This is a genomic window from Serratia sp. NCCP-200 (genome assembly GCF_059697885.1).
Window position 1 is genome coordinate 704,737 of the sequence record NZ_BAAKUJ010000002.1, and the last position, 22,214, is coordinate 726,950.

Annotated in this window: 23 protein-coding genes; 11 read left to right on the plus strand and 12 right to left on the minus strand. The window is 53.9% G+C overall.

The genetic code is table 11. From position 1 onward, the window contains the following. Positions 1-15 precede the first annotated feature (15 nt). Positions 16-1,482 carry a sensor histidine kinase gene (locus AC6HVW_RS08620; protein WP_071682519.1) on the minus strand — a complete coding sequence of 489 codons (1,467 nt, stop codon included), beginning with the start codon at positions 1,480-1,482 and terminating at the stop codon, positions 16-18. Positions 1,483-1,485: 3 nt separating this feature from the next. After that, entirely contained in the window at positions 1,486-2,199 is a 714-nt protein-coding gene (locus AC6HVW_RS08625) for a response regulator transcription factor (RefSeq protein WP_037375074.1), read from the minus strand. A gap of 150 nt (positions 2,200-2,349) precedes the next feature. On the opposite strand from AC6HVW_RS08625, the gene AC6HVW_RS08630 reads away from it, so the two are divergent. The 3 genes from AC6HVW_RS08630 to AC6HVW_RS08640 are packed head-to-tail and all read left to right on the plus strand — an operon-like array spanning position 2,350 to position 4,099. Then, positions 2,350-2,949 carry a cytochrome b/b6 domain-containing protein gene (locus AC6HVW_RS08630; protein WP_071682520.1) on the plus strand — a complete coding sequence of 200 codons (600 nt, stop codon included), beginning with the start codon at positions 2,350-2,352 and terminating at the stop codon, positions 2,947-2,949. A 10-nt stretch (positions 2,950-2,959) separates the two neighbouring features. Further along, positions 2,960-3,748 (plus strand): molybdopterin-dependent oxidoreductase, encoded by a 789-nt coding sequence (locus AC6HVW_RS08635; protein WP_497569338.1) that lies wholly within the window; start codon positions 2,960-2,962, stop codon positions 3,746-3,748. Between the two features lie 60 nt (positions 3,749-3,808). Then, positions 3,809-4,099, plus strand: a complete 291-nt coding sequence (locus AC6HVW_RS08640) for a pentapeptide MXKDX repeat protein (RefSeq protein ID WP_071682522.1) — start codon at positions 3,809-3,811, stop codon at positions 4,097-4,099. A 77-nt stretch (positions 4,100-4,176) separates the two neighbouring features. Here the strand turns inward: AC6HVW_RS08640 and AC6HVW_RS08645 are convergent, their stop codons facing one another. Further along, entirely contained in the window at positions 4,177-4,767 is a 591-nt protein-coding gene (locus AC6HVW_RS08645; protein WP_166734567.1) for a helix-turn-helix transcriptional regulator, read from the minus strand. Positions 4,768-4,788: 21 nt separating this feature from the next. Further along, entirely contained in the window at positions 4,789-5,505 is a 717-nt protein-coding gene (locus AC6HVW_RS08650) for an EAL domain-containing protein (RefSeq protein ID WP_071682524.1), read from the minus strand. A gap of 471 nt (positions 5,506-5,976) precedes the next feature. Between AC6HVW_RS08650 and AC6HVW_RS08655 the strand changes: the two genes are divergently transcribed. From AC6HVW_RS08655 to AC6HVW_RS08670, 4 genes are all read left to right on the plus strand, one after another. After that, positions 5,977-6,534: a fimbrial protein gene (locus tag AC6HVW_RS08655; RefSeq protein ID WP_071682525.1), complete on the plus strand. Its 558-nt coding sequence runs from the start codon at positions 5,977-5,979 to the stop codon at positions 6,532-6,534. A gap of 169 nt (positions 6,535-6,703) precedes the next feature. Next, positions 6,704-7,435 (plus strand): fimbrial biogenesis chaperone, encoded by a 732-nt coding sequence (locus AC6HVW_RS08660; RefSeq protein WP_071682526.1) that lies wholly within the window; start codon positions 6,704-6,706, stop codon positions 7,433-7,435. 74 nt (positions 7,436-7,509) lie between these two features. After that, positions 7,510-10,068 (plus strand): fimbria/pilus outer membrane usher protein, encoded by a 2,559-nt coding sequence (locus AC6HVW_RS08665; RefSeq protein ID WP_071682556.1) that lies wholly within the window; start codon positions 7,510-7,512, stop codon positions 10,066-10,068. Beyond that, complete coding sequence (locus AC6HVW_RS08670; protein ID WP_071682527.1) at positions 10,065-11,096, plus strand: fimbrial protein; 1,032 nt, start codon at positions 10,065-10,067, stop codon at positions 11,094-11,096. Before AC6HVW_RS08665 ends, AC6HVW_RS08670 begins: the two co-directional genes overlap by 4 nt. A gap of 99 nt (positions 11,097-11,195) precedes the next feature. On the opposite strand, the gene AC6HVW_RS08675 is transcribed toward AC6HVW_RS08670, so the two are convergent. From AC6HVW_RS08675 to AC6HVW_RS08690, 4 genes are all read right to left on the minus strand, one after another. Further along, positions 11,196-11,639 carry a helix-turn-helix domain-containing protein gene (locus AC6HVW_RS08675; protein WP_065686882.1) on the minus strand — a complete coding sequence of 148 codons (444 nt, stop codon included), beginning with the start codon at positions 11,637-11,639 and terminating at the stop codon, positions 11,196-11,198. 219 nt (positions 11,640-11,858) lie between these two features. Continuing rightward, positions 11,859-13,271, minus strand: coding sequence for an alkaline phosphatase (gene phoA, locus AC6HVW_RS08680; RefSeq protein ID WP_071682528.1), 1,413 nt, complete (start codon positions 13,269-13,271; stop codon positions 11,859-11,861). Positions 13,272-13,409: 138 nt separating this feature from the next. Then, positions 13,410-14,117: a glutathione S-transferase N-terminal domain-containing protein gene (locus AC6HVW_RS08685; protein WP_071682529.1), complete on the minus strand. Its 708-nt coding sequence runs from the start codon at positions 14,115-14,117 to the stop codon at positions 13,410-13,412. A 77-nt stretch (positions 14,118-14,194) separates the two neighbouring features. Beyond that, positions 14,195-14,878, minus strand: coding sequence for an ArsR/SmtB family transcription factor (locus tag AC6HVW_RS08690; RefSeq protein ID WP_497569339.1), 684 nt, complete (start codon positions 14,876-14,878; stop codon positions 14,195-14,197). Positions 14,879-14,957: 79 nt separating this feature from the next. On the opposite strand from AC6HVW_RS08690, the gene AC6HVW_RS08695 reads away from it, so the two are divergent. Beyond that, positions 14,958-15,935 (plus strand): cytochrome P450, encoded by a 978-nt coding sequence (locus AC6HVW_RS08695; protein WP_497569340.1) that lies wholly within the window; start codon positions 14,958-14,960, stop codon positions 15,933-15,935. After that, positions 15,916-16,260, plus strand: coding sequence for an antibiotic biosynthesis monooxygenase family protein (locus AC6HVW_RS08700; protein WP_071682532.1), 345 nt, complete (start codon positions 15,916-15,918; stop codon positions 16,258-16,260). Before AC6HVW_RS08695 ends, AC6HVW_RS08700 begins: the two co-directional genes overlap by 20 nt. A 63-nt stretch (positions 16,261-16,323) precedes the next feature. Here the strand turns inward: AC6HVW_RS08700 and cynS are convergent, their stop codons facing one another. Further along, positions 16,324-16,794: a cyanase gene (gene cynS / locus AC6HVW_RS08705; protein WP_059200294.1), complete on the minus strand. Its 471-nt coding sequence runs from the start codon at positions 16,792-16,794 to the stop codon at positions 16,324-16,326. A 25-nt stretch (positions 16,795-16,819) separates the two neighbouring features. Continuing rightward, positions 16,820-17,473 carry a carbonic anhydrase gene (locus tag AC6HVW_RS08710; protein WP_071682533.1) on the minus strand — a complete coding sequence of 218 codons (654 nt, stop codon included), beginning with the start codon at positions 17,471-17,473 and terminating at the stop codon, positions 16,820-16,822. A 118-nt stretch (positions 17,474-17,591) separates the two neighbouring features. On the opposite strand from AC6HVW_RS08710, the gene cynR reads away from it, so the two are divergent. Together cynR and AC6HVW_RS08720 are read left to right on the plus strand one after the other, a co-directional pair. After that, a complete protein-coding gene (gene cynR, locus AC6HVW_RS08715) occupies positions 17,592-18,479 on the plus strand; it encodes a transcriptional regulator CynR (protein ID WP_071682534.1) in 888 nt (295 codons plus the stop codon). Between the two features lie 175 nt (positions 18,480-18,654). After that, positions 18,655-20,247, plus strand: coding sequence for an ABC-F family ATPase (locus AC6HVW_RS08720; protein WP_071682535.1), 1,593 nt, complete (start codon positions 18,655-18,657; stop codon positions 20,245-20,247). A 234-nt stretch (positions 20,248-20,481) separates the two neighbouring features. Here AC6HVW_RS08720 and AC6HVW_RS08725 read toward each other — a convergent pair whose 3' ends face one another. After that, complete coding sequence (locus AC6HVW_RS08725; RefSeq protein ID WP_447871045.1) at positions 20,482-21,165, minus strand: YdhT family protein; 684 nt, start codon at positions 21,163-21,165, stop codon at positions 20,482-20,484. Positions 21,166-21,451: 286 nt separating this feature from the next. After that, positions 21,452-22,213, minus strand: a complete 762-nt coding sequence (gene moeB, locus AC6HVW_RS08730) for a molybdopterin-synthase adenylyltransferase MoeB (protein WP_497569341.1) — start codon at positions 22,211-22,213, stop codon at positions 21,452-21,454. Between the last annotated feature and the right edge of the window lies 1 nt (position 22,214).

The following is a 22,214-nucleotide window of genomic DNA, read 5'->3' on the forward strand; positions in this document are numbered from 1 at the left end:
CCGTCGGTACTTCAGTTAAAGTACCGACACGGAGAAACGAAAGCAGGCTCCAGCATGCGGCTGATCCACTAGCGTAATGTCACTGTCGTGTAACTGCAGAATGCGTTTGACAATCATCAGCCCCAAACCCCCCGCATGGCGGCGGGCATGGTTGAGAATTGACGGGCGGATAAACAGATCTGGGCGCAGCTCCAAGGGAATGCCAGGCCCGCTGTCATTGACCTGAACCATCACCTTATTGCCCTGCGGCCACAGGCGCACTTCAATCTCTCCACCGCTTGGCGTATGGCGGATCGCGTTATCCAGCAGGTTTGTCAGCACCCGTTCCATCATGCTCAGATCGGCAAACACCTGGGGGATGCCCGGCTGAATATCGGCAAGCAGGCGCTGCTGGCGAGCCTCGGCGGCCAATTCGAACTTCTGGAATACGTCCTGCACCAACTCACTGAGAGAGAATGGTTCTTTCTGCGGTTTCACCACGCCGTATTCCAACCTGGCCAGCTCAAATAGCTCTTGCGCCAGCCGCCCAACTTTGCGGCTCTGCGCCAGGGCTATCTCCAGATAGCGTTGACGGTCGGTGGGGGTCAGGTTGGCGGATTTCACCGACAGCGTTTCCAGATAACCATGCAGCGAGGTCAATGGAGTACGCAGATCGTGAGAGATATTGGCGATAAACTCGCGCCGTTGTTGGTCCTGTTGTGACAGGGTTTGCCACTGCTCGGTAATGCGCTGTGCCATTCGGCGGAATGCTTGCTGCAACTGGCTGACCTCATCACGGCTGTGGCTCTCCGCAGGGGTATTGGCATAGGTTTGCAGTGCTGAGATGCCGTCGCCATCCAGCGCACTAACCTGCTGGGTCAGACGGCGGATCGGGCGTGTCACCCAGTGGAAGGCAAAGCCCCCAGCCAGCAGGCCGAACAGCGCCACCAGCCCCATCGACCACAGCGCGGTATAAATGGCAGAGTTGATCTGGGCGCTATTGGCCAGCGCATCATAATCCTCCCCCAGCAGCACTACGTAGAGATAGCCTTCAATCTCGCCATTTACCCGCAGCGGCGCGGCGCTGAAGACTTTTTGGTTATCAAGATTGCGCGGGTCGTCACCATAGAGGGGCATTTCGGCCCCGTTCAACAATGTCTGTATCGGTAACAGATCGACCTTTTGGCGTTTCATGTGCCCGGCAGGCGCCGCGTTGCCGACGATATTGCCTTGTTTATCCAGCAGATAAACCTCAACGCTCGGATTAACCGCCATCAGTTTATCGAACAGGGTATGCACCGACCGATCGTTCCAGCCCTGCGAACTCAACAGGGGGTTGCTGGTGGCGATATGCTGCGCCAGATTGGTGGAAAGCTGTTGGATCACCGCCTGGCTATATTGCGTGCTGCTGCGCACCTGTAACCAACCGGAGATCGAACAACAGATGAGCAGAAGCAGGGCGAAAACCAGAGTCAGGCGTTGTGTCAGCGTGAGATTTTTCATCTTTTACCCTTGCGGCGAAGCCGCGAATTTATAGCCCATGCCCCACACGGTCAGGATGTGCTCGGGTTCTGCCGGGTTGCGCTCAATCTTGATCCGTAGCCGGTTAATATGGGTGTTCACCGTGTGTTCATACCCTTCATGTTGATAGCCCCAGACCTGATTGAGCAGGCTGAGGCGGGAAAACACTTTGCCGGGATGACGGGCGAAAAAATACAGTAGGTCGAACTCGCGCGGTGTTAGTTCCACCGTTTGCTGGTTCAGAAACACTTCGCGGGCGATGGGATCGATCACCAGCCCGTTCACACTTAACGTTCCCGCCTCCATCCGGAGATTACGGGTCATCGCCTCTTGGCGGCGGAACAGGGCTTTGACGCGGGCGACCAGCTCCAGCATGGAAAAGGGTTTGGCCAAATAGTCGTCTGCACCCAATTCCAACCCCAGTACCCGGTGGACTTCACTAGAGCGGGCGCTGGTGATAATGATGGGGGTATAGCGTGTCATATTGCGAGCGCGGCGGCAGATTTCCAGGCCATCGATACCCGGCAGCATCAGATCGAGGATCAGCGCGTCCCAACCCCCTTGTTCCAGCATTGCCATACCCTGATTGCCATCGGCCGCATGGCTGATGTCATAGCCTTCATCGCTCAGATGCAGTTGCAACAGTTCGGCGATATGTCCATCGTCTTCGACGATCAAAATTCGTTTTGCCTTTTCCATTTTCTCTACCGCGGTTAACTGGCCTACCTGAAGTCTACACAACCCCCACCTTGGAAGTGATCACATTTTATTTAACTTTGCGTGAGGTCTTGGGGAACAAATCCGTTGAATACTGCAGACATTCAACCGATACGGGGCAGGAGAGAAGCGATGATCACGGCGAAACAGACCCTTATCCACCCGCTGTGGCTAAGGCTGACACATTGGCTGAACGCACTTGCCATGCTGATTATGGTCACCAGCGGTTGGCGCATTTATAACGCTTCCCCGTTGTTTAACTTTAGTTTTATCAACGAGCTGACGCTAGGCGGTTGGCTGGGGGGCGCGCTGCAATGGCATTTTGCCGGTATGTGGCTGTTTGGCATCAACGGCCTGTGCTATCTGCTGATCAACCTGTTCAGTGGCCGCTTTAAACGCCAATTCTGGCCGCTCAGCCCCAGGCAGTTTGTGGCCGATCTCTGGGCCGCACTGTGCGGCAAGTTGTCACACGCCGATCTGCGCCACTACAACATGGTGCAGCGTGTGGCTTATCTGGTGGCTATCGTGGTAAGCATCCTGATGGTGCTTTCTGGGCTGGTGTTGTGGAAGTCTGTGCAGTTTCCTCTGCTACGTACCTTGCTTGGGGGCTACGAAGCGGCTCGCTATATCCACTTTTTTGCCATGACGGCGCTGGTTGGCTTCGTGGTGATCCATCTGGTGATGGTGGCCATGGTGCCACGTACGTTGCTGGCCATGTTGCGTGGACGCTAAGGAGACACCGATGAAAACGGAAAAAGAACCTCTCAGCCTGAGCGAAGGCCAGGATATCGTTAAAGAGGCGCAACGCCTGTTAGCACGCCAGTTGGCATCGTCATCGCGCCGCCGTTTTCTGCGCAATGGCTTGACCCTGGGGGGCGTTGCGATGCTGACTGGCTGCGATCTCAGTGATAATGCTCAGGTAGATCAGGCCTTGAGCCGCATCTCACGCTTCAACGATCGGGTTCAGGGCTGGCTGTTCAATACCAACCATCTGGCACCAGAGTATGCCGAATCGATGATCACTCGGCCATTCCCGTTTAATGCCTTCTATAGCGAGGATCAGGCGCCGGATATCAACGGTGACGATTATCGTCTGGAAGTGGCGGGGCTGGTACTGCACAAGCAACCCTGGACGTTGGCACAGTTGCACCAGATGACGCAAATCAGCCAGATCACCAGGCACATCTGTGTCGAAGGCTGGAGTGCCATCGGCAAATGGGGTGGGGTGCCGTTTGCCACCTTCCTGAAGGCGATTGGCGCAGATCTTAACGCCCGCTATATCGGCTTTAAATGTGCCGATGACTATTACACCAGCATCGATATGGCCACGGCGTTACATCCGCAAACGCTGATGGCGCTGACCTACGACGGGCAGATTTTGCCGCGTAAATACGGCTATCCGATGAAACTGCGGATGCCCACCAAGCTGGGTTACAAGAATCCCAAACATATTCAAGTGATCGAAGTCACCAACCACTTTCCCGGTGGTTACTGGGAAGACCAAGGCTACAACTGGTTTGGCGGTAGTTGATTGCCGCCGGTGCAGTTTCATGGCACGACGCGTGCCGATTAACCAAGAAAAGGAAATACCATGAAAAAGTTATTTGCCATGATGATGTGTAGCGCACTGATGCTGGGTATCACCGGAGCCAATGCGGCCGATAGCATGGGCAAGGATGCGATGAAAAAGGACGGTATGAGCCAGATGTCTCACGATGGGATGGCTAAACAGGGCATGAAAAAAGAGTGCATGGGTAAAGACTGCGTGAAGAAGGACTCTATGGCCAAAGATGATATGAAGCAGGATCACATGGCCAAAGACAGCATGAAGAAAGATTCCATGGCTAAAGAGGGTATGAAGAAAGACGCTATGAGCCAGTAAAAGGCGCCATGACCGCCAGCTATCCTGTCTCTGGTACGGCAGGGGGCGCGCTCAATTGCTGAGTCCGCCCCTGTTGCTCAATTGCCAGCGACGAAAATGGTACTCATATTTCGCAGGCGCAATTTCTTTAATGCACTGTATTTCTGTGAAAAAATGGTTTTTGGATGGGTGCCGCGCTTGGCCGCAATGTTCAGCAGACTATCGCCGCGCAGCAGGTTGAAGATCACATCGCTTTCTGCCGGGCTGAGCTCGCGGGTTTTCTGCACCTTTAATTGCCCAGACTCTTCACTCGCCAACAGGTTTTCCACTTTTTCCTGCAGTAAATAAAGCGGCATGCGTGCCGATACCAGTTCCACCGAGATCCCCAGGATCGCCAACAGCTTGGCCACCCGCTCATCATCATAAAACACCAGAATACGCGTTGAGCTCATGTGTTGCTGATGCATAGACACCAGGCTTTCGATCACGTTGACGCTTTGTTCCAGATTTTGCGAGGTGAAAATCAGCGCAATATCATGTTTGATAATTTTCTCCGCCTTTGCACCACCGTGCATAAAGTCTGAAAACAGCTTGATATCGTACTTGCCATAATGCTTTTTCAACAGCATTGAAAGCCCGACATAGCTGTACTTACACTCACTAATCACCAGGACATTGTTTTTAGACATATTGGGGATACCCATAATGAGTTAAAAGTATTCAGCAGCAAGCAGCTGATTTAAATCTTTGATGCTGGACTCCTGCCACAGCTTCCCCTGAAGTGCGTAATAGGGCATTTCGTCCAGCCATTTTTTTTGTTCGTGCGTTTCAACTCCTTCAATAATCACCCGGTAATGATTCAGGTGAAAAAAACGCAACAAGGCGCGCATCAACCCATCACCGCCGGGCTTTTTCATAAAGTCCCACAGCAGTTGTCGATCGAGTTTTACGAAGCGGAAACGGCTGTTATACAAGGCGGAAAACCCGGCATAGCCAGAACCAAAATCATCAAGCCAAAATGAATAATTATTCAAAGAGGGATCGTTATGGACGCGGTTTTTTACCAGCCTGCTGGCATTTTCGTTGATTTCGAAATGCAGGCAATTCATCGCGCGGACTTTATCGGCCAACGCACCGTTTGCCAGCGCCTGCAGCGAATGGTCGTCGACATTGATGGTGGCAATAATCTGGTGTTGTTGAAACCAGTCACGGTATTTTTCTATCAATTCAATTTGTTGATGCAGGATCTCGACGCGGGTTTCCCGATCGGCCTGCTGGAAGAATTGTTCTGGAGAGAAATGCGCAAATTCGCTATCAAAAGAGAAACGCGATAAACATTCAACGGCCAGCAGTTGCCCAGATTTGGCGAACATAGGCTGGAAAACATAATTAATGCCGTTATTTTTATCGTTAAAAACGCTGCGCATTTCCCAATCCTTTGATTGAAATTTATCTGTATGATTTTAAACAATAAACAAAGAAATAAATGGCTGTTTATTGGTAATAATCTTATTAAGGAAAGAATCATCTTATCTGGTGGTAAATTCCTCTAAAAGATTGAAATTTCAGAGGGAACAAGGTCGCGCTCAAGATGGCGGTGTGCGCAATAACAGAGTTATATTCTGGTTTATCGGCGTTTTATCTAGTTTTTTGACCACCAACCTTGACGAATGAAGATTATTACGAACTGGGTAAATCGTCAACATCGATCGATAGGTATTTGTTGATAGTTTTTTCCTATCATGAAGGGCGTTATGAATGTTTTAAACGATTTATCAATAGGAATGATCTTGGTCTATATTTCGCCGGGAAATGGATTCATCGGGCTTCATTCCTGACAGGGAGTAGCATCGTTGAATGTACTTAACGGCTGTATTAATTCACCGAGAGTCAAAAATATGAAAATCACCAAGCTGTCTGCTGTATTAGCACTGACTGTATGCGCCACTACCATTACTTCTCTTTCAGCACAGGCTGCCGATGGTACTATTACTTTTAACGGTAAAGTGACCGACCAGACCTGTACTATCAGCACCCCAGGCGGTAAAGATTTTACCGTTACTCTGCCGACGGTATCTTCTTCTACCCTGAATGCGGTTAGCGCTACTGCGGGCCGTACTCCATTCGCAATTAACCTGACCAAATGTTCTAAAGGCCAGGTAGCAACCTATTTCGAACCAGGTTCAACCGTTGATTTCAAAACGGGTCGTTTGAATAACCAAACCAAAACCAATGCTGCGACCAACGTGCAAATCCAGCTGTTGGGTAGCAACAACCAGTTCCTGCCAATTCTGGCTGCCACCAACAACGGTGCACAGACTAACTCCCAGTGGGTTACCGTTGCCAATGAAGGTGATTCAGCAGACCTGAACTACTATGCGGAATATTTCGCAACAGCAGCGGCGGGCGCTGGTGATGTAACTTCAAACGTACAATACACCATCATCTACCAATAAGTTATTACCCGCGCCTTTTCTAGTTAAGAGTTGTTTCCTCCCTGTGACCTTTCGGGGCGATTTTTTTCGCCCTGATAGCCTCTAATTGCAGGGAGTGAAAATCATCGGGTATTTATTCTGGCGGGTGGAAACTTTTCCCCCGCTGTATTTCTATAGTAGTGATATTAAAATGAAAACATCGTTTAAGAAATACAGCGTATTGCTGATGGCCGTGCTTTTCAGCAGCAGCGCTTTTGCCAGCGTTATTGTGAACGGCACACGCGTTATTTATCCGGCCAAACAGCGGGAAGTGACCGTCCAGCTCTCCAATAATGGGACCGCCCCAGCGCTGGTCCAGGCCTGGATCGATGAGGGCAACGCGGAAACGACGCCAGAAAACAGCAAGGCTCCTTTTATTATTTCGCCTCCGATCAGCCGTATTGAGCCCAACGGCGGCCAGGCGCTGCGCGTTTCGCTGACCACTTTGGCGTTGACGCAAGACAAAGAATCTCTGTTCTGGTTGAACGTGCTGGAAATTCCCCCTGCACCAACCGGAACGGCCGCCGACACCGCGCCAGAAAACTTCCTGCAGGTGGCCTTCAGAACCCGTGTGAAGTTGTTCTATCGCCCGGAAGGTCTGAGCGGCGTAGCCAATGACGCGCCAGAAAAACTGCAGTGGAGCTTCGTGGCGGGCGGTGTGAAAGTGAAAAATCCTACGCCATTTTATGTCTCCTTCACCGAAATCAATGCCGTTGCCAATCGCAAGAAAGTCGCGTTGGCACCGCATGGCGACATGCTGGCCCCTGGCCAGGAAAAAACGCTGACCTTTTCCGGTGACAGTTCACGGATCGCTGATATTGAGTACACCACCATCAATGACTTTGGTGGCCGGGTTCAACGCAGCAAAAATCAGCAAAAGTAACTCCTGGAAAGCCCCATGCCGCGAGGTAAAGTCAGCCGGCGGGGACGCTTAATTTGGTAAAGGAATGCATGGATATGAACGAGTTACCTATCTCTGCCGCCGTAAAGTCGGCACTTTTCAATTACAGATCCATCCTGCTGTTGACCGGTAGTGCCCTTTGCCTGACCACTCCGGCATTTTCCCTGGCAGCGGCTCAAAACGATGCCAAACAGGCCGCTGCACCGGTCGAAGCCACTTTCAACAGCAATTTCCTGGTTGGCCAGGCGCAGGGCGTGGATCTTTCACGCTTTCGTGATGGCAACCCGGTATTGGCGGGGAAATATTCTCTGGATGTTTACGTCAACGGGGAATGGAAGGGCAAAAAGAACATTGAATTCAAGAGCGTGCCGGGTAAAGACAGTGCCGATACCTGCTTTAGCCTGCTGTCTCTGGAAGAGTTTGGCGTCGATACTGCGGCAATGGGCAGCGATCCGGCGGTGACGACCAGCAGCTGTAAGCCGCTGGGGGAATGGGTGCCGGAAGCGTCTTACCGCCTTAATACCAGCACTTTGCGTATGGATGTCAGCGTTCCGCAGGTCGCGCTGCGCCGTACCGCACGCGGTTATGTCGATCCGAAATTCTGGGATCGCGGCATCACCGCTGGTTTTCTGTCCTATAACTTCAACGCCTTTAATTCGCACAGCTCCAATTCCGGTGGCAACTCGGACTCGACCAACGCTTATCTGACGATGAACGCCGGGGTGAACATTGCCGGTTGGCAGTTGCGCCATGACTCGAACGTGAACTGGCGTAGTCAGGAAAGCACCCATTGGCAGAACACGGCCACCTATGCGCAGCGTGCCATTCCGGCTGTGCGCGGGATGCTGACCCTGGGGGATGCCTTTACCAGCGGGGATTTCTTTGATTCGATCGGTTTTCGCGGTGCGCAACTGAGTACCGACGATCGCATGCTGCCGGACTCTCTTAACGGCTATGCACCAGTGGTGCGCGGCGTGGCACAAAGCAACGCTCTGGTAGAAATTCGCCAGAACAACCAGTTGATCTACCAAACCACGGTAGCGCCGGGCGAGTTCGTGATAAACGATCTGTTCCCTACCGGCTACGGCGGCGATCTGGACGTGACGGTCAATGAGGCCGATGGTTCTGTGCGCCAGTTCAGCGTTCCCTATGCTTCGGTGGCGCAGATGTTGCGCCCGGGGATCCAGCGCTATGCGTTAACCGCAGGCCAAGTTCGCGATGATAATTTACATACCTTGCCCGAGATGTTCCAGGCGACTTATCAGCGCGGGTTTACCAATATTCTGACTGGTTACACCGGGGCGACCGTGAGTGACGGTTACAGCGCGGTGCTGCTGGGGAGTGCAGTGGCAACACCGTTGGGGGCTTTTGCCGTCGACGTGACTCAGGCTAACACCCGCCTGAAACAGGGGGATCTGTCCGGCCAGAGCTACAAGATCAGCTACAGCAAGCTGATGTCGGAAACCAACACCAACTTCACCATTGCGGCTTACCGCTACTCGACTTCCGGCTATCTGTCACTGCGTGATGCGGTGTATGCCCGTGATAACGAGAGCCGGGGCTTAAGTGCCGATGCGGTTAACCGCCAGCGCAGTGAATATCAGCTCACGCTGAATCAGGGCCTGGGTGCCAATCTGGGATCGCTGTATATCACCGGTTCGGTGCGCGATTACTGGAACCGTGGCGGTACCTCCAAACAGTATCAGGTGGGTTACAACAACTTCATCGGCCGAGTTACCTACGGTTTGTCCGCCATGCGTACTACCGATACTTATAACCACGATGAAACCCGTTACTTCCTGAACTTCTCGATCCCGTTCAACATTGGCTCGCAAAACATCAGCCTGAACAGCGCATTGGCCTACAACGACCAAGGCTACGACAGCAGCCGCATCGGGATTAACGGTTCCACCGGGGAGGATAACAACATCAGCTACAGTGCCACCTTGGCTAACGATCAAAGCGGCGGGACTAACACCAGTGTGAATGGGGAATACCGTAGTCGTTTCGCCACCATGAACGGTTCTTACAGCTATGGCCGTGATTTCCGCCAGTCGTCCATCGGGGCCTCCGGCAGTGTGGTGGCACATGCCGGTGGCGTGACCATGACGCCTCAGCGTGGCCAAACCATGGTGCTGGTTGAAGCGCCGGATGCCGCAGGGGCAATCGTCACCAACTCTCCTGGGGTGCGAATCGATGACAACGGCTATGCGGTGGTGCCTTATGTTGCCCCATACCGCATGACCAACGTCACGCTGGATCCTAACGGTATGTCACGCGATGTCGAGTTGGAAAGCAGCAGCCAGCAGGTAGCGCCTTATGCCGGTGCGATTGCCAAGCTGGAGTTCAAGACCATCAAAGGCCAGGCGCTGATTATCCATGCGTTGGGCCCGAACAACACGGCATTGCCTTTTGGTGCCGAAGTATTGGATATCCGTAACCAAGTGATCGGCATCGTCGGCCAAGGCAGCCGCATCTATCTGCGTACCGAAGCGTTACAGGGGCTGCTGTTGGTGAAATGGGGTACTCAGCCGACACAACAGTGTTCCGTGAATTACCAAGCCAAAACACAAAACAGCACTGATTACGAAATTATCGAGGCGAGCTGCAAATGATCAACGTTATCCATAAATTCACCGCCATGCGCCAGCGCCCTAAACAAGCCATGCTGTTTTTGTTACTGATGTTGGCCGGGCAACAGGCATATGCTCAATGTCGGGTTAACACGACCAGGCCGCAGGACATCATTATGAACGTCGGCAGGGTATTGATTACGCCGGATACCAAGGTGGGCGATATCCTGGCCACCGGCAAGTTCGATATCAGCCGGGATAACAATATTTCTTGCAGCGGTAATAGCACGTTGTATGGTCGCATTTTACAAGGCGGCCCGAGCTCCATCAGCGACAAAATCTGGACCACCAACGTGCCGGGGGTGGGGTTGCGGCTTTATCGCCAGATCGGCTCGCAGGAAGGTGCCTATTACCCGCACGAGATCTACCGTAACGGCGGGGTGTATCTGGCTGAGGGGTATTTTGTGGTTGAGGTGATCAAAATTGCCCAGAATACCGGTACCGGCTCGTTAGCCCCCGGGCAGTATTCTTCTTACTATGCGGATGGGACGGGGCCTTCAAGACCGATCCTGATCTCCCACGTATTGGCAAACAGTATCACCATTGTCACCTCGTCCTGTTCGGTGGACGCCGGTTCGAAAAACAAGGTGATCAACCTGAGTACGGTGGCTACTGCGGCGTTTAAAGGCGTGGGCAGTACCGCCGCAGAGCAGGACTTTTCGATTAACATCAACTGTGTGGGTGGTACGGGGACGGAACTGTTACCTGGCGGTACAGGGGAGGGGCTGGTTAACGTACGTTTTGACTATACTCGCGATGCCTCGAATGCACCGGGCGTACTCCAGCCGGTACAGGATAGCAATGCCGCCAGCGGCGTCGGTGTCCAACTGCTGACCGGCAATAACTCAACGCCAATCACTAGCGGCACGGCGGTGTATGCCGGGCATACTATTGCCAACCAGACCAATACCATCACTTTGCCGCTCAAGGCGCGTTACTACCAGACCGCAGCGAAAATGAAGGGCGGCACCATCAAATCGATTGCCACCTTTACCCTCGAATATAACTGATAAAACATCACTCAGTTCAATGGGGTGAGGTGCTGCTGCGCCCGTTTAGCGGGAGCTGAAAAGGCCAATGGGTTTATACACCCGTTGGCCTTTTTGCTTTTAACGCTGGCCGACCCAGTGAGTGCAGCCTTCGTCTACGCATTGGCGCTTGTACAGTGAATGCAGGCTCGGTGTGCCGTGCCGATAGCTGTGCTCTGAGGAGAGGGCCACTTCATCTTGCTGCGGCGTGCGGCGATAGACCGCTGGCGTTTCACCAAACTGCTTTTTAAAGGCCCGGGAAAATGAAGGCTGGGAATCAAAATGGAACTGCAGGGCAATATCCAGAATTGGGCGAGGGGTAGCGCGTAGTGCCTGTGCGGCCTTGGACAAACGGCGCTCGCGGATATAGCTGCCGAGCGCATGGCCTGTGGTACTGCGGAACATACGTTGCAGATGCCATTTGGAGTAGCCAGATTTTGCTGCCACGTTATCCAGCAGCAGCGGTTGATCCAGGTGGTTTTCGATCCAGTTCAGCAAGTCGTGAATGATATTGGCGCGATCCATTGGTTTAATTCTCCTGCAGCGACGACATTCGGGTCACAGTCAAATGGGACTTAATAATCCAAGTTTATTCTTTGATAATAGGCGCGCATGGGCGGTTACGCAAGGGTAAACTTGGATAATTGACGTGGCGAAAAATGCTCCGCAAGGGGTAGGGGTATAGTGAATTGGGCGGGGGGATAGGGAGATAGGTAGGGGCACAGCATGCTGTGCCCATGTGGATCATTTGATGTTCATGGCGTCGCGCATGGTGAAGAATAGGTCGGTCTGATCGGTCAGCCCCACGATGTTGGCGGCATGCGGGCCATAAGCGGCAACGCGCAACTGGGTACCGGTATGGCCCTGGGAGCCTTCTTCCGAGTTGCCATAGCTGATGGTCATCACCGCGCCGTCTTTGGTGGTTAATGATTGGGTCAGCCCCGGCGCCTTGGCCTTGGCGGCAATAATCTGGCTGGAGTGGGCGTGGTCGGCGGTAACGATCACCAGGGTATTACCGTCGGCGCGGGCGAACTCCAGCGCTTTTTGTACTGCTTCATCCAGATCGACCGTTTCGCCAAACTGGCCGCATGGGTTGGCATCATGATCCTGTTTGTCGATGGACGCACCTTCCACCTGCAGGAAGAAACCGTTGGGGTTGTTCTTCAGCAGCTCGATGGCTTTCTCGGTCATCGCCGCCAGCGTTGGCACATTGGTGCCGCGCTCTGGATTGTTCTCACAGGTCACTGCAGGCTGATCGAGATTACCGTGGTAGGAGGCTTTCGGTCCCTTCCAGCGTACAGGCATATTGCCTGGCGCAAACAAGCCCAGCAGCGGCTTTTGCTGATTGGCGAGGTTAATCGCGTTCAGGCTTTCGGCATCCTCCACCCATTGGTAGCCCAATGCGGCAGCCTGGGCCTTCAGCGTTTTCCCCTGCCATTCACCGCTTTTCGCCAACTGAGCGAAGGATTTTGCTCCGCCGCCCAGCGTGACGTCGGCACGGGTTTTAATCAGCTGCTCGGTAATAGAACCATGCCCGCCGTTTTCCAGCGCGTTGCTGGCGCATTGCTCACTGGTTTCCTCTGGGCCGTAGCACTTGCGGGAGGTTACGTGCGAAACCAGTGCTGCCGGCGTGGCATCTTGCAGCTCCGCCGTGGAGACGTTGCCGGTGGCTTTACCCGCGGCCTTGGCCAGTTCCAAAATCGTCGGTTGATCTTTGCCGTTCACATCTACGCCCAACGCGCCGTTGTAGGTCTTGACGCCGGTAGCCCAGGCGGTGGCCGAGGCGGCAGAGTCGGTGACATAGTCTGGCTTATGGCTTTTCTTATCCAGCGAGTAGTGGGTGTATTGGCCGGTTAGCGGCAGAGCATCGATCCCTTTGAAGTAACCGCCTGCGCCTTCGGCATAGTTGCGTGCGCCGGTGATTTCCGAATCGCCCATGCCGTCGCCGATCAGCAGGATCACGTTTTTAGCGGTTTTATTCGATAGCGACGCTTGCAGCGCGGCGGTTTGATCGCCAGCCAAACGGCGTGCACCGCCGGGTTCGGTAATATCGCCACGAGCCGCGCGGTTGTTGAGTTGATTGTTGTCAGCCAGAGCGGTGGAACATAACAGAGCGGATAATAGGGCACCGGCGATCAGAGAAACGGACTGCTGCATGGGTAGGGCTCCTTGTCGTAATACAAAAATATTGTTGGCATTATTTTGTTACATCGGAGAGTAGAGCAGGAAAGTGACATTTTTATGACGAGAGAGGTGGGAAAAGGGATAGCCTTTCCTGGCAATCCCAATAGGTTATCAGACTTGGCGGGCAGGAATATTAATGCCGCGTTGTACGGCAGGCCTTGCCAGCCCACGTTCCAGCCATTGGCCAACAAGGGGGAAATTGTCGAACTCCACCACGTCGCGCGCTTCATAAAAACCGATCAGGTTGCGTACCCAGCCGAGTAGGGAAATGTCGGCAATGGTGTATTGCGAACCCATGATCCAATCACGCCCTTGCAGCCGCTCTTCCAGTACGCCAAGCAGCCGTTTGGACTCTTTCTGGTAGCGCTCAAATGGCCGTTTGTCTTCATATTCGCGCCCGGCGAATTTGTGGAAAAAGCCTAGCTGGCCAAACATTGGCCCCACGGACGCCATCTGGAAAAATACCCACTGGATGGTTTCATAACGTTGGGCGGGGTCTTTGGGTAACAACTTGCCGCATTTCTCTGCCAGATATAGCAGGATTGCCCCGGACTCGAACAGCGCAAACGGCTTACCGTCCGGGCCAGCAGGATCGAGGATCGCCGGGATTTTACCGTTAGGGTTGAGCGACAGGAACTCCGGCGTCCAGGTTTCATTTTTGCCGATGTCGATCAGATGCGCCTCATAAGGCAGGCCGATCTCTTCGAGCATGATGGAGACTTTCACCCCATTAGGGGTCGGCAGCGAGTAGAGTTGTAACCGTTCAGGATGCTTGGCGGGCCAACGTTTGGCGATCGGGAATGGGTTAATATCGGACATGATAACTCCTCGGATATGACGGGATCGTCAACAGATAAACCCATTGAGTATGGCAGCTAAGCTAGCGCGCCAGGCATTCAAAGCGCCAGGCCAAAATGTGCGCTCAGCGCTTTTCTACCAGCGGCGGTCAGTTGCAGCTCACGGCTATCTAGCTGGCGCTGAACCCATCCACGTTTTTCAAATGCGGCCAACATGGCAGCGCCCAGAGCGCCACCGAGATGAGCCTTGCGTTCGCTCCAGTCCAGACAATCGCAGGCAAAACGCCGCCGGGTCGGGGCCGGGGAGCAGTCGATACCCAACTGTGTCAAGGCAGCCTGCCCGGACTCACTGAGCTGATAGTCGTTATCTCCGATTAGCCAGGCCCGCGCCAGCAACTGATGATGTATTTGAACCGCGATCTCACCTGCCATGTGGTCATAGCAGGTGCGTGCATAACGTAATGAGGCCGGAGTGCTGCTTTTCACCGTCGGGCGTTCTACACCGGCCAACGCCATCAGGCTTTCCAGCATATCGGCCACCGGCTTGCCCGCCAGGCGATAAAAGCGATTGCGGCCCTGTTTGACACAGCCGATCAGGTTCTGCTCCTGCAAGCGTGCCAGATGGCTGCTGGCGGTGGAGGCTGCGACGTCCACTGCCGCACTCAGCTCCGTTGCGGTATAGGCGCGCCCATCCATCAGCAGGCATAGTATGCGCGCTCGGGTGCGATCGGCGATTGCGGCCGTCAATGCGGCCAGGCGGTCTTCAAGCGTATTGTCATTCATACTTCGAGAATAACCGAAGTATTGCTGCTCGTCTAATCCGACAATGGCTGTTCTCTATTCTTATCGGAAGGAAATTGCCATGGCGGCCTGCCCCTTTTCTGTTGCATCGCGGCAAGCGGTGCGTGAAGCTTTAACCCATCCTCACCTCGGTGTTCGCCCCTCGGATGAGCCGGTACCCGCAGCTTTAATTGGGACGCCCGCTCAATCGATCTTCGCCTCTCTGGTTCGCATGAATGATGGCGCCGGACAGCGTGAATTAAAGGGGGCGATCGAGGCGGCTCTGGCCGCGTTCACTGATGATGAGATCCGGCTGCTTACGGTTGGTGTGGCTCAACGGTTGGCCGCCAGTTTGACAACGGCAGAACAGCTCACCCGGTTTAACTACGCTTTGCCGGTCTGCGTGCTGGCTGAAGTCTTGGGTGTGGCTCATCAGGATCGATCTGCCCTGGTGGATGAAGTGTTGGACTTTGTGCGCTGTATTGCTCCTGGCGGTAGCGCAGAGCAGATGGCCGTGGGAGCCGCCGCTGCCGGGAAGTTGCAGATCCGTATGCAACTGGCAAAGGGACCGTTGTTTGAACAACTGTGCCAACATATTGGCGAGCGGGCGCTGGCGATAGCCAATGCCATCGGGCTATTGTTCCAGGCCTGTGAAGGTACTGCCGGATTAATCGGCCAGACGCTGCTGTTGACCAATCAGCGCCATCAATCGGCAGAAGCGTTGATCTTGGCGGTGTTGCAGCAAACTCCGCCGATCCAGACTACCCGCAGGTTTGCGCGACAGGTGACATTGCTTGACGGTCAACCGCTGGCGGTGGGGCAGAGCGTATTGGTGCATTTGACAACGCCGCAGGAAAGTTTTGCCTTCGGTTATGGTGCTCATCGCTGCCCGGGAGAACGTTGGGCACGGCTGATAGCCCTGGAGGGGATCGGCCATTTATCCAAACTCAACCTTAAGCCCGAACTGTTAAGCCATTTTCGCTGGCGCGTTTCGCAAAATGCGCGCGTACCCGAATTTTATACTGCCGAGGAGAACGATGATGATCGCGGTGATTTTTGAACTACGTGCTGCCATTGGGCAGCGGGAAACCTATCTTGAGCTGGCGGCGCAGTTGAAACCGCTGCTGGCGGAAATTGACGGTTTTATCTCTATAGAACGTTTTCAGAGCCTGAGCGAGCCGGACAAGTTGCTCTCGCTGTCGTTCTGGCGTGACGAGGCGGCGGTGCAGCAGTGGCGCAACCTGGAGCAACACCGTCGGGCCCAGGCGCGTGGCAGGCATGAGGTGCTGGAATATTACCGGCTACGGGTGGCCGAGGTGGTGCGGGATTATGGGTTGGAACCGCGTGAAGAGGCTCCAGCGGATAGCCGCTATTTTCATGGTTGAGTGATCCAGCGCCGGGGTTCCGGTGCTGGATTATATTAACTTAATAATTTAATAACATAACTATTAGAATGGCTTGGTTGGCAGGTATTTGCCATCCAGCGTGATCACCGCACGTTCACCGCCATCGGGGTCCTGGACCTTTTTGATATCCAGCTTGAAGTTGATCGCGCTGATCACCCCGTCACCAAATTGTTCATGCACCAGCGCCCGCAGGGTTGAGCCGTAGATCTGCACCATCTCGTAGAAACGGTAGATGGTCGGGTCTGTTGGCACACCGCCGGGGATACTGCCGCGCACCGGGATGGTTTGCAGCAGGCGCACCGCATCTTCATCCAAATCCAGCTTTGCCGCTACTGCACGGGCGGCCTGTTCCGGTAACGGATGCTGGCCAAGCAGCGCGGCGGTAACAAACGCCAGGCTCAAGCCGGTGCCTTGGTTAATCGCCTCGAAGGTCAGGCCCTTACGGACTTTAGCGTCCATGATGACGTCGGTCAGGCTTTGGCGTGCTGAAACGCTATGTAGTGATTGTGTCATGTAAACTCCTAGAGGTTTGGGTAGATTAGAAACGTTGCATAGCTGGGCTGGCGGTGACGCTTGGGTTGCTCGCCAGCGGTACGAAACGGCGGGTATTGCCATCTAATGCATCAATACAGCCGGTAGCGATATCGTAGATCCAGCCATGCAGCCGCAGATTGCCTCGATCGAGCGCTAGCGCGACCGAAGGGTGAGTTTTCAGGTTGGTGAGCTGGGCGATGACGTTTTCACGCACCATCGAGTTAATGCGATCGTGCTCGCTGGCGTGTTCATTGGCCTGATTGACCGCCTTGGCGGCATCGGCATAGCGCAGCCAGTTGGCCACGGTGGGCATATGATCCAGGCATTTGCAGGTGGCGATGGCGGTCATGGCCCCGCAATCTGAGTGGCCGCAAATCACGATATCTTTTACGCCCAGCGCGGCAACGGCATATTCTACCGAGGCTGAAACACCACCGGGCTCAGGCCCGAAAGAAGGCACGATATTGCCCGCGTTGCGGATGACGAACAGGTCGCCCGGTTCACGTTGGGTGATCAGCTCTGGCACCAATCGGCTGTCGGAACAGGATATAAACAGGGTGCGTGGGTTCTGGCTGGTGGCCAGGCGTTTGAACAGCTCTGTGCGCTCGACAAAAGCCTCGCGCTGGAACTTCAGAAAACCGTCAATAACCTCTTGCATGGTGACTCCATCAATGTGTGGCTCGCTTTCAATGGAGGCAAGAATGGACTTTTCTAGCTATAGGGTCCAAGACCCATTTATAATCACCTCGATAGGCATCACTAATAGTTGAGGCGTTATGTTACTGCGGCACATACGTTACTTTCTGGCGGTGGCGGAGCAGGGAAACTTCACCCGGGCGGCGGAGGTGCTACATGTTTCTCAGCCCACCTTGTCACAGCAGATCAAACAGTTGGAAGAGACGCTGCAGGTAGAGCTGTTCGACCGTTCCGGGCGCAGGGTGCAACTCACCGATGCCGGTCAGGCGTGGATGCGCTATGCCCGGCTGGCGTTACAGGATCTGGATGCCGGCAAGCGGGCCATTCAGGATGTCGCGACGTTGGAACGCGGTAACCTGCGTTTGGCGATGACGCCAACCTTTACCTCCTACCTGATTGGCCCGTTGGTCGACGGTTTTTTCCGGCGCTACCCAGGGATTACCCTTAATATCCGTGAGATGACGCAGGATAAGATGGAGGCGTTATTGTGCGATGACCAATTGGATCTGGGGATTGCCTTCGAGCCGGTTCACTCTGCGGATATAGCCGCGACCAGGCTGTTCACGGAGCGGTTGCAACTGATGGTGGGGAAGGGGCATCAGCTTGCCAAGCGCCGCGTTGCCTTGAGCGTTGCGGAGGTGCAGCAGGTGCCGTTGGTGCTACTCAACGGTGACTTCGCCACGCGTCATTACGTGGACGAATATTGCCAACAGCACGCGATTTATCCTCAGGTTGCCATGGAGGCGAATGCGATTAGCGCCATCGCCGAGATTGTGCGCCACGGCCAGCTCGCGACTATTCTACCGCAGGCCATAGCGCGGAGTAATCCGCTGCTGCTGCCTATCAAGCTTTCGGTTCCCATGCCCGAACGCCATGCCGTTGTGTTGCAACGCAAAGAGGGCTACCGCAGCGCAGCTTCACGAGCATTTATTGCGATGTTGCAAGATCAGGTCAAGGAAATGGGCTAAAAAGTGACTGGTTTGGTTATCCGTTAATTCGTTCTGCAGGAGATATTTAGCTGGCGAATATCTCCACACCCCGAGCACCGAGCAAATCTTCACCAAAACTTCCCACGATCTCTGTGTTGCGTTATGGCATAATGCGCGCCAAATCACATTCCCAATCAAATTAAGAGCGAGCGCTGTGTTAAGCACTAACAACATCACTATGCAGTTCGGCAGTAAGCCGTTGTTTGAAAACATCTCTGTCAAATTTGGCGGCGGTAACCGCTATGGTCTGATCGGAGCCAACGGCTGCGGTAAATCGACGTTCATGAAAATCCTCGGTGGCGATCTGGCGCCGAGCGGCGGTAACGTGTTCCTGGATCCGAATGAGCGCCTGGGTAAACTGCGCCAGGATCAGTTCGCTTTTGAACAGTTTAGCGTGCTGGACACCGTGATCATGGGCCACACCGAACTGTGGGCGGTGAAGGAAGAGCGCGACCGCATCTACGCCATGGCGGAGATGAGCGAAGAAGACGGCTATAAAGTGGCCGATCTGGAAGTGGCCTATGGCGAGATGGACGGCTACACTGCAGAAGCGCGTGCCGGTGAGCTGCTGCTCGGCGTAGGTATTCCGGTAGAACAGCATTATGGCCCGATGAGCGAGATCGCTCCCGGCTTCAAACTGCGTGTCCTGTTGGCTCAGGCCCTGTTCTCCGATCCGGAAATCCTGCTGCTCGACGAACCAACGAACAACCTGGACATCGATACCATTCGCTGGCTGGAGCAGGTGCTGAACGAACGTAACAGCACCATGATCATCATTTCGCACGACCGTCACTTCCTGAACATGGTTTGTACTCACATGGCGGATCTGGACTACGGCGAACTGCGTGTCTACCCGGGTAACTACGACGAATACATGACGGCGGCTACCCAGGCTCGTGAGCGTCTGATGTCTGACAACGCCAAGAAGAAGGCGCAGATTAACGAATTGCAGTCCTTCGTTAGCCGCTTCAGCGCCAACGCCTCTAAATCCAAGCAGGCTACCTCTCGTGCCCGCCAGATTGACAAGATCCAGTTGGAAGAGGTGAAAGCCTCCAGCCGTCAGAACCCGTTCATCCGTTTTGAGCAGGACAAGAAGCTGTTCCGTAACGCGCTGGAAGTGGAAGCGCTGGCCAAAGGCTTCGACAACAGCCCGCTGTTCAGCAAACTCAACCTGATGGTTGAAGTGGGCGAGAAGGTGGCGATCCTGGGTGCCAACGGTATCGGTAAATCTACCCTGCTGAAAACGCTGGTGGGTGACCTGCAGCCGGATCACGGCACGGTGAAATGGTCCGAAAACGCCAAGATCGGTTACTACGCACAGGATCACGAATACGAGTTCGATGAAACCCTGAGCGTGTTCGACTGGATGAGCCAGTGGAAGCAGGAAAAGGACGATGAGCAGGCGGTACGCAGCATTCTTGGCCGCCTGTTGTTCAGCCAGGACGATATCAAGAAGCGTGTAAAAGTGCTGTCCGGTGGTGAGAAGGGCCGTATGCTGTTCGGCAAGATCATGATGCAGCGCCCGAACATCCTGATCATGGATGAACCAACCAACCACATGGATATGGAATCCATCGAGTCACTGAACATGGCGTTGGAAATGTATGAAGGTACCCTGATCTTCGTTTCCCATGACCGTGAGTTTGTTAGCTCGCTGGCCACACGCGTTCTGGAAATGACCCCGAACAAGGTGATCGACTTTACCGGCAACTACGAAGACTATCTGCGTAGCCAGGGTATTTCCTGATCCGCTACTTGCTGAAGAATATGGGTTGATACAACGGCCCATCATAATGATGACAAGCACCTGAAAAACTTGGTTTTCAGGTGCTTGGGTCAGTTCAAAACGCTGAATGAAACACGGGAGATAATAGAGCACTACGTTTTACCTCGTACACAATCGCAAAAAACCGCCAGATAAAGTGTCCAATAAATGAAACTCACTTCAATAAGGCGGCTCTTATACTCATCGAGTACTTAATCAGATGGCAACGACACTGCCGTTTTCATCCAGGCGATACATCTCACCTTTTTCGATTCCATTTTCCCCTTCGTAAATAACGGTGACGCGAGTACGAATACCATCATGCCAGGTAATAGCCGCAACACCTTGCTCATTGAGGGTAAAATAGCGTGGGTTTTTTGCGGTAAAAATAACCGCACCGGTTCCGCCATCGGACTGAATGGTGTTATCCACGCCAGAGGAGAAGAGTACGTTGTTGTTACCACGATCAATAATCTGGCTTGTATCTCCAGCTGCCATTAAAACAGAATTATCCACATAGCCTGCGGTTTTAATAGTGCCATTTGTATTGGCAGTAACGGCAACGGCTTGTGTCAATGTCAATTGTTCTACGTCAGGGTAGAGATATCCAAGCATGATAGAAGAAGAAAAACCCAATGCCGAGGTCAACGACTCGTTACCGCCTGTAATGTACGAGTTATCGCCCGTTGTTGCTATTCTTCCACGGATGTTGGGGAAGTCAACGTCGCCGGTAGCGGAAACAACATCATCGTATACCATTGCGTTATCGCCACAATGTACGATATTTACCGGGCTGGATTTGCAAACGACATTCTGATTGTTTTGAGAGAAAGCGACCCCACCATACAGAGTACCTGCAATCATGATGGTGCCTTCGATAGGTGAATTAACACTAGACATAATATTTCCTTTTAGGTGATGGTGAATTTTGCGTGTGGCTAATATTCCATACACCCGGCCTAAACTCTCGGCATTTACTTTGTGCTGTGGATGGCAGGACACCCACAGTCATGAGATTGTATCAGTCGTGCCATTGCATCACCTTTAAGCCGTGTCATGGGCGCACTGCTGAGGTTTTTGCAGTCGGTTTTCTTAGCGTGTAAGACACGCCATATGCGGGTTGCAGGGAGGGCTTTAGAGGGGGGTAAATACAGTCACACTTGATCTGCATCGCTATGTTTACGATCTACAAGGGGTTGCCGCTACACACCTCACACCGTGGATCCTTAGGCAGCTTCATCTCGCGAAACTGCATGCTCATCGCATCAAACATCAATAACTTCCCTACCAAAGGCTGGCCATAGTTTGCCAACAGCTTGATGGCTTCCATCGCCTGTAACGTGCCGATGGTGCCGACTAAAGGCGCCATCACACCCGCCTCAACGCAGGTCAGCGCATTTTCGCCAAACAGCCTGCTCAGGCAGCGATAACAAGGTTGTTCCGGCTGATAGGTAAAGACGCTGAGCTGGCCTTCCATGCGGATGGCTGCCCCTGAGACCAGCGGTTTGCGCTGCGCATGGCACAGGCGGTTGAGCAGATCGCGGGTCGCCACGTTATCGGTACAGTCCAGCACCACGTCGCATGCGGCAATCTGCTCCGCCATTTGCTCGTCACCCAGATGAGTGTCCAGGGTGTCAATACGGATATGAGGATTGATGGAGCCCAGCTCAATGCGGGCAGATTCGACCTTCGCCATACCAATGCGATCATCCCGGTGCAGGATCTGGCGCTGGAGGTTGGAGAGGGAAACCGTGTCGAAATCAACCAGCGTCAGATGGCCGACGCCAGCGGCAGCCAAATAAGGTGCCGCCGCACAGCCCAGCCCGCCAAGCCCAACGATTAGCACGTGCGCCGCCTGCAGCTTTTCCTGACCCTCGAAGTCAAAACCCCGCAGTACGATCTGGCGGTTGTAGCGCAGCGCTTGTGCATCGGTTAATTCCGGCAGCATG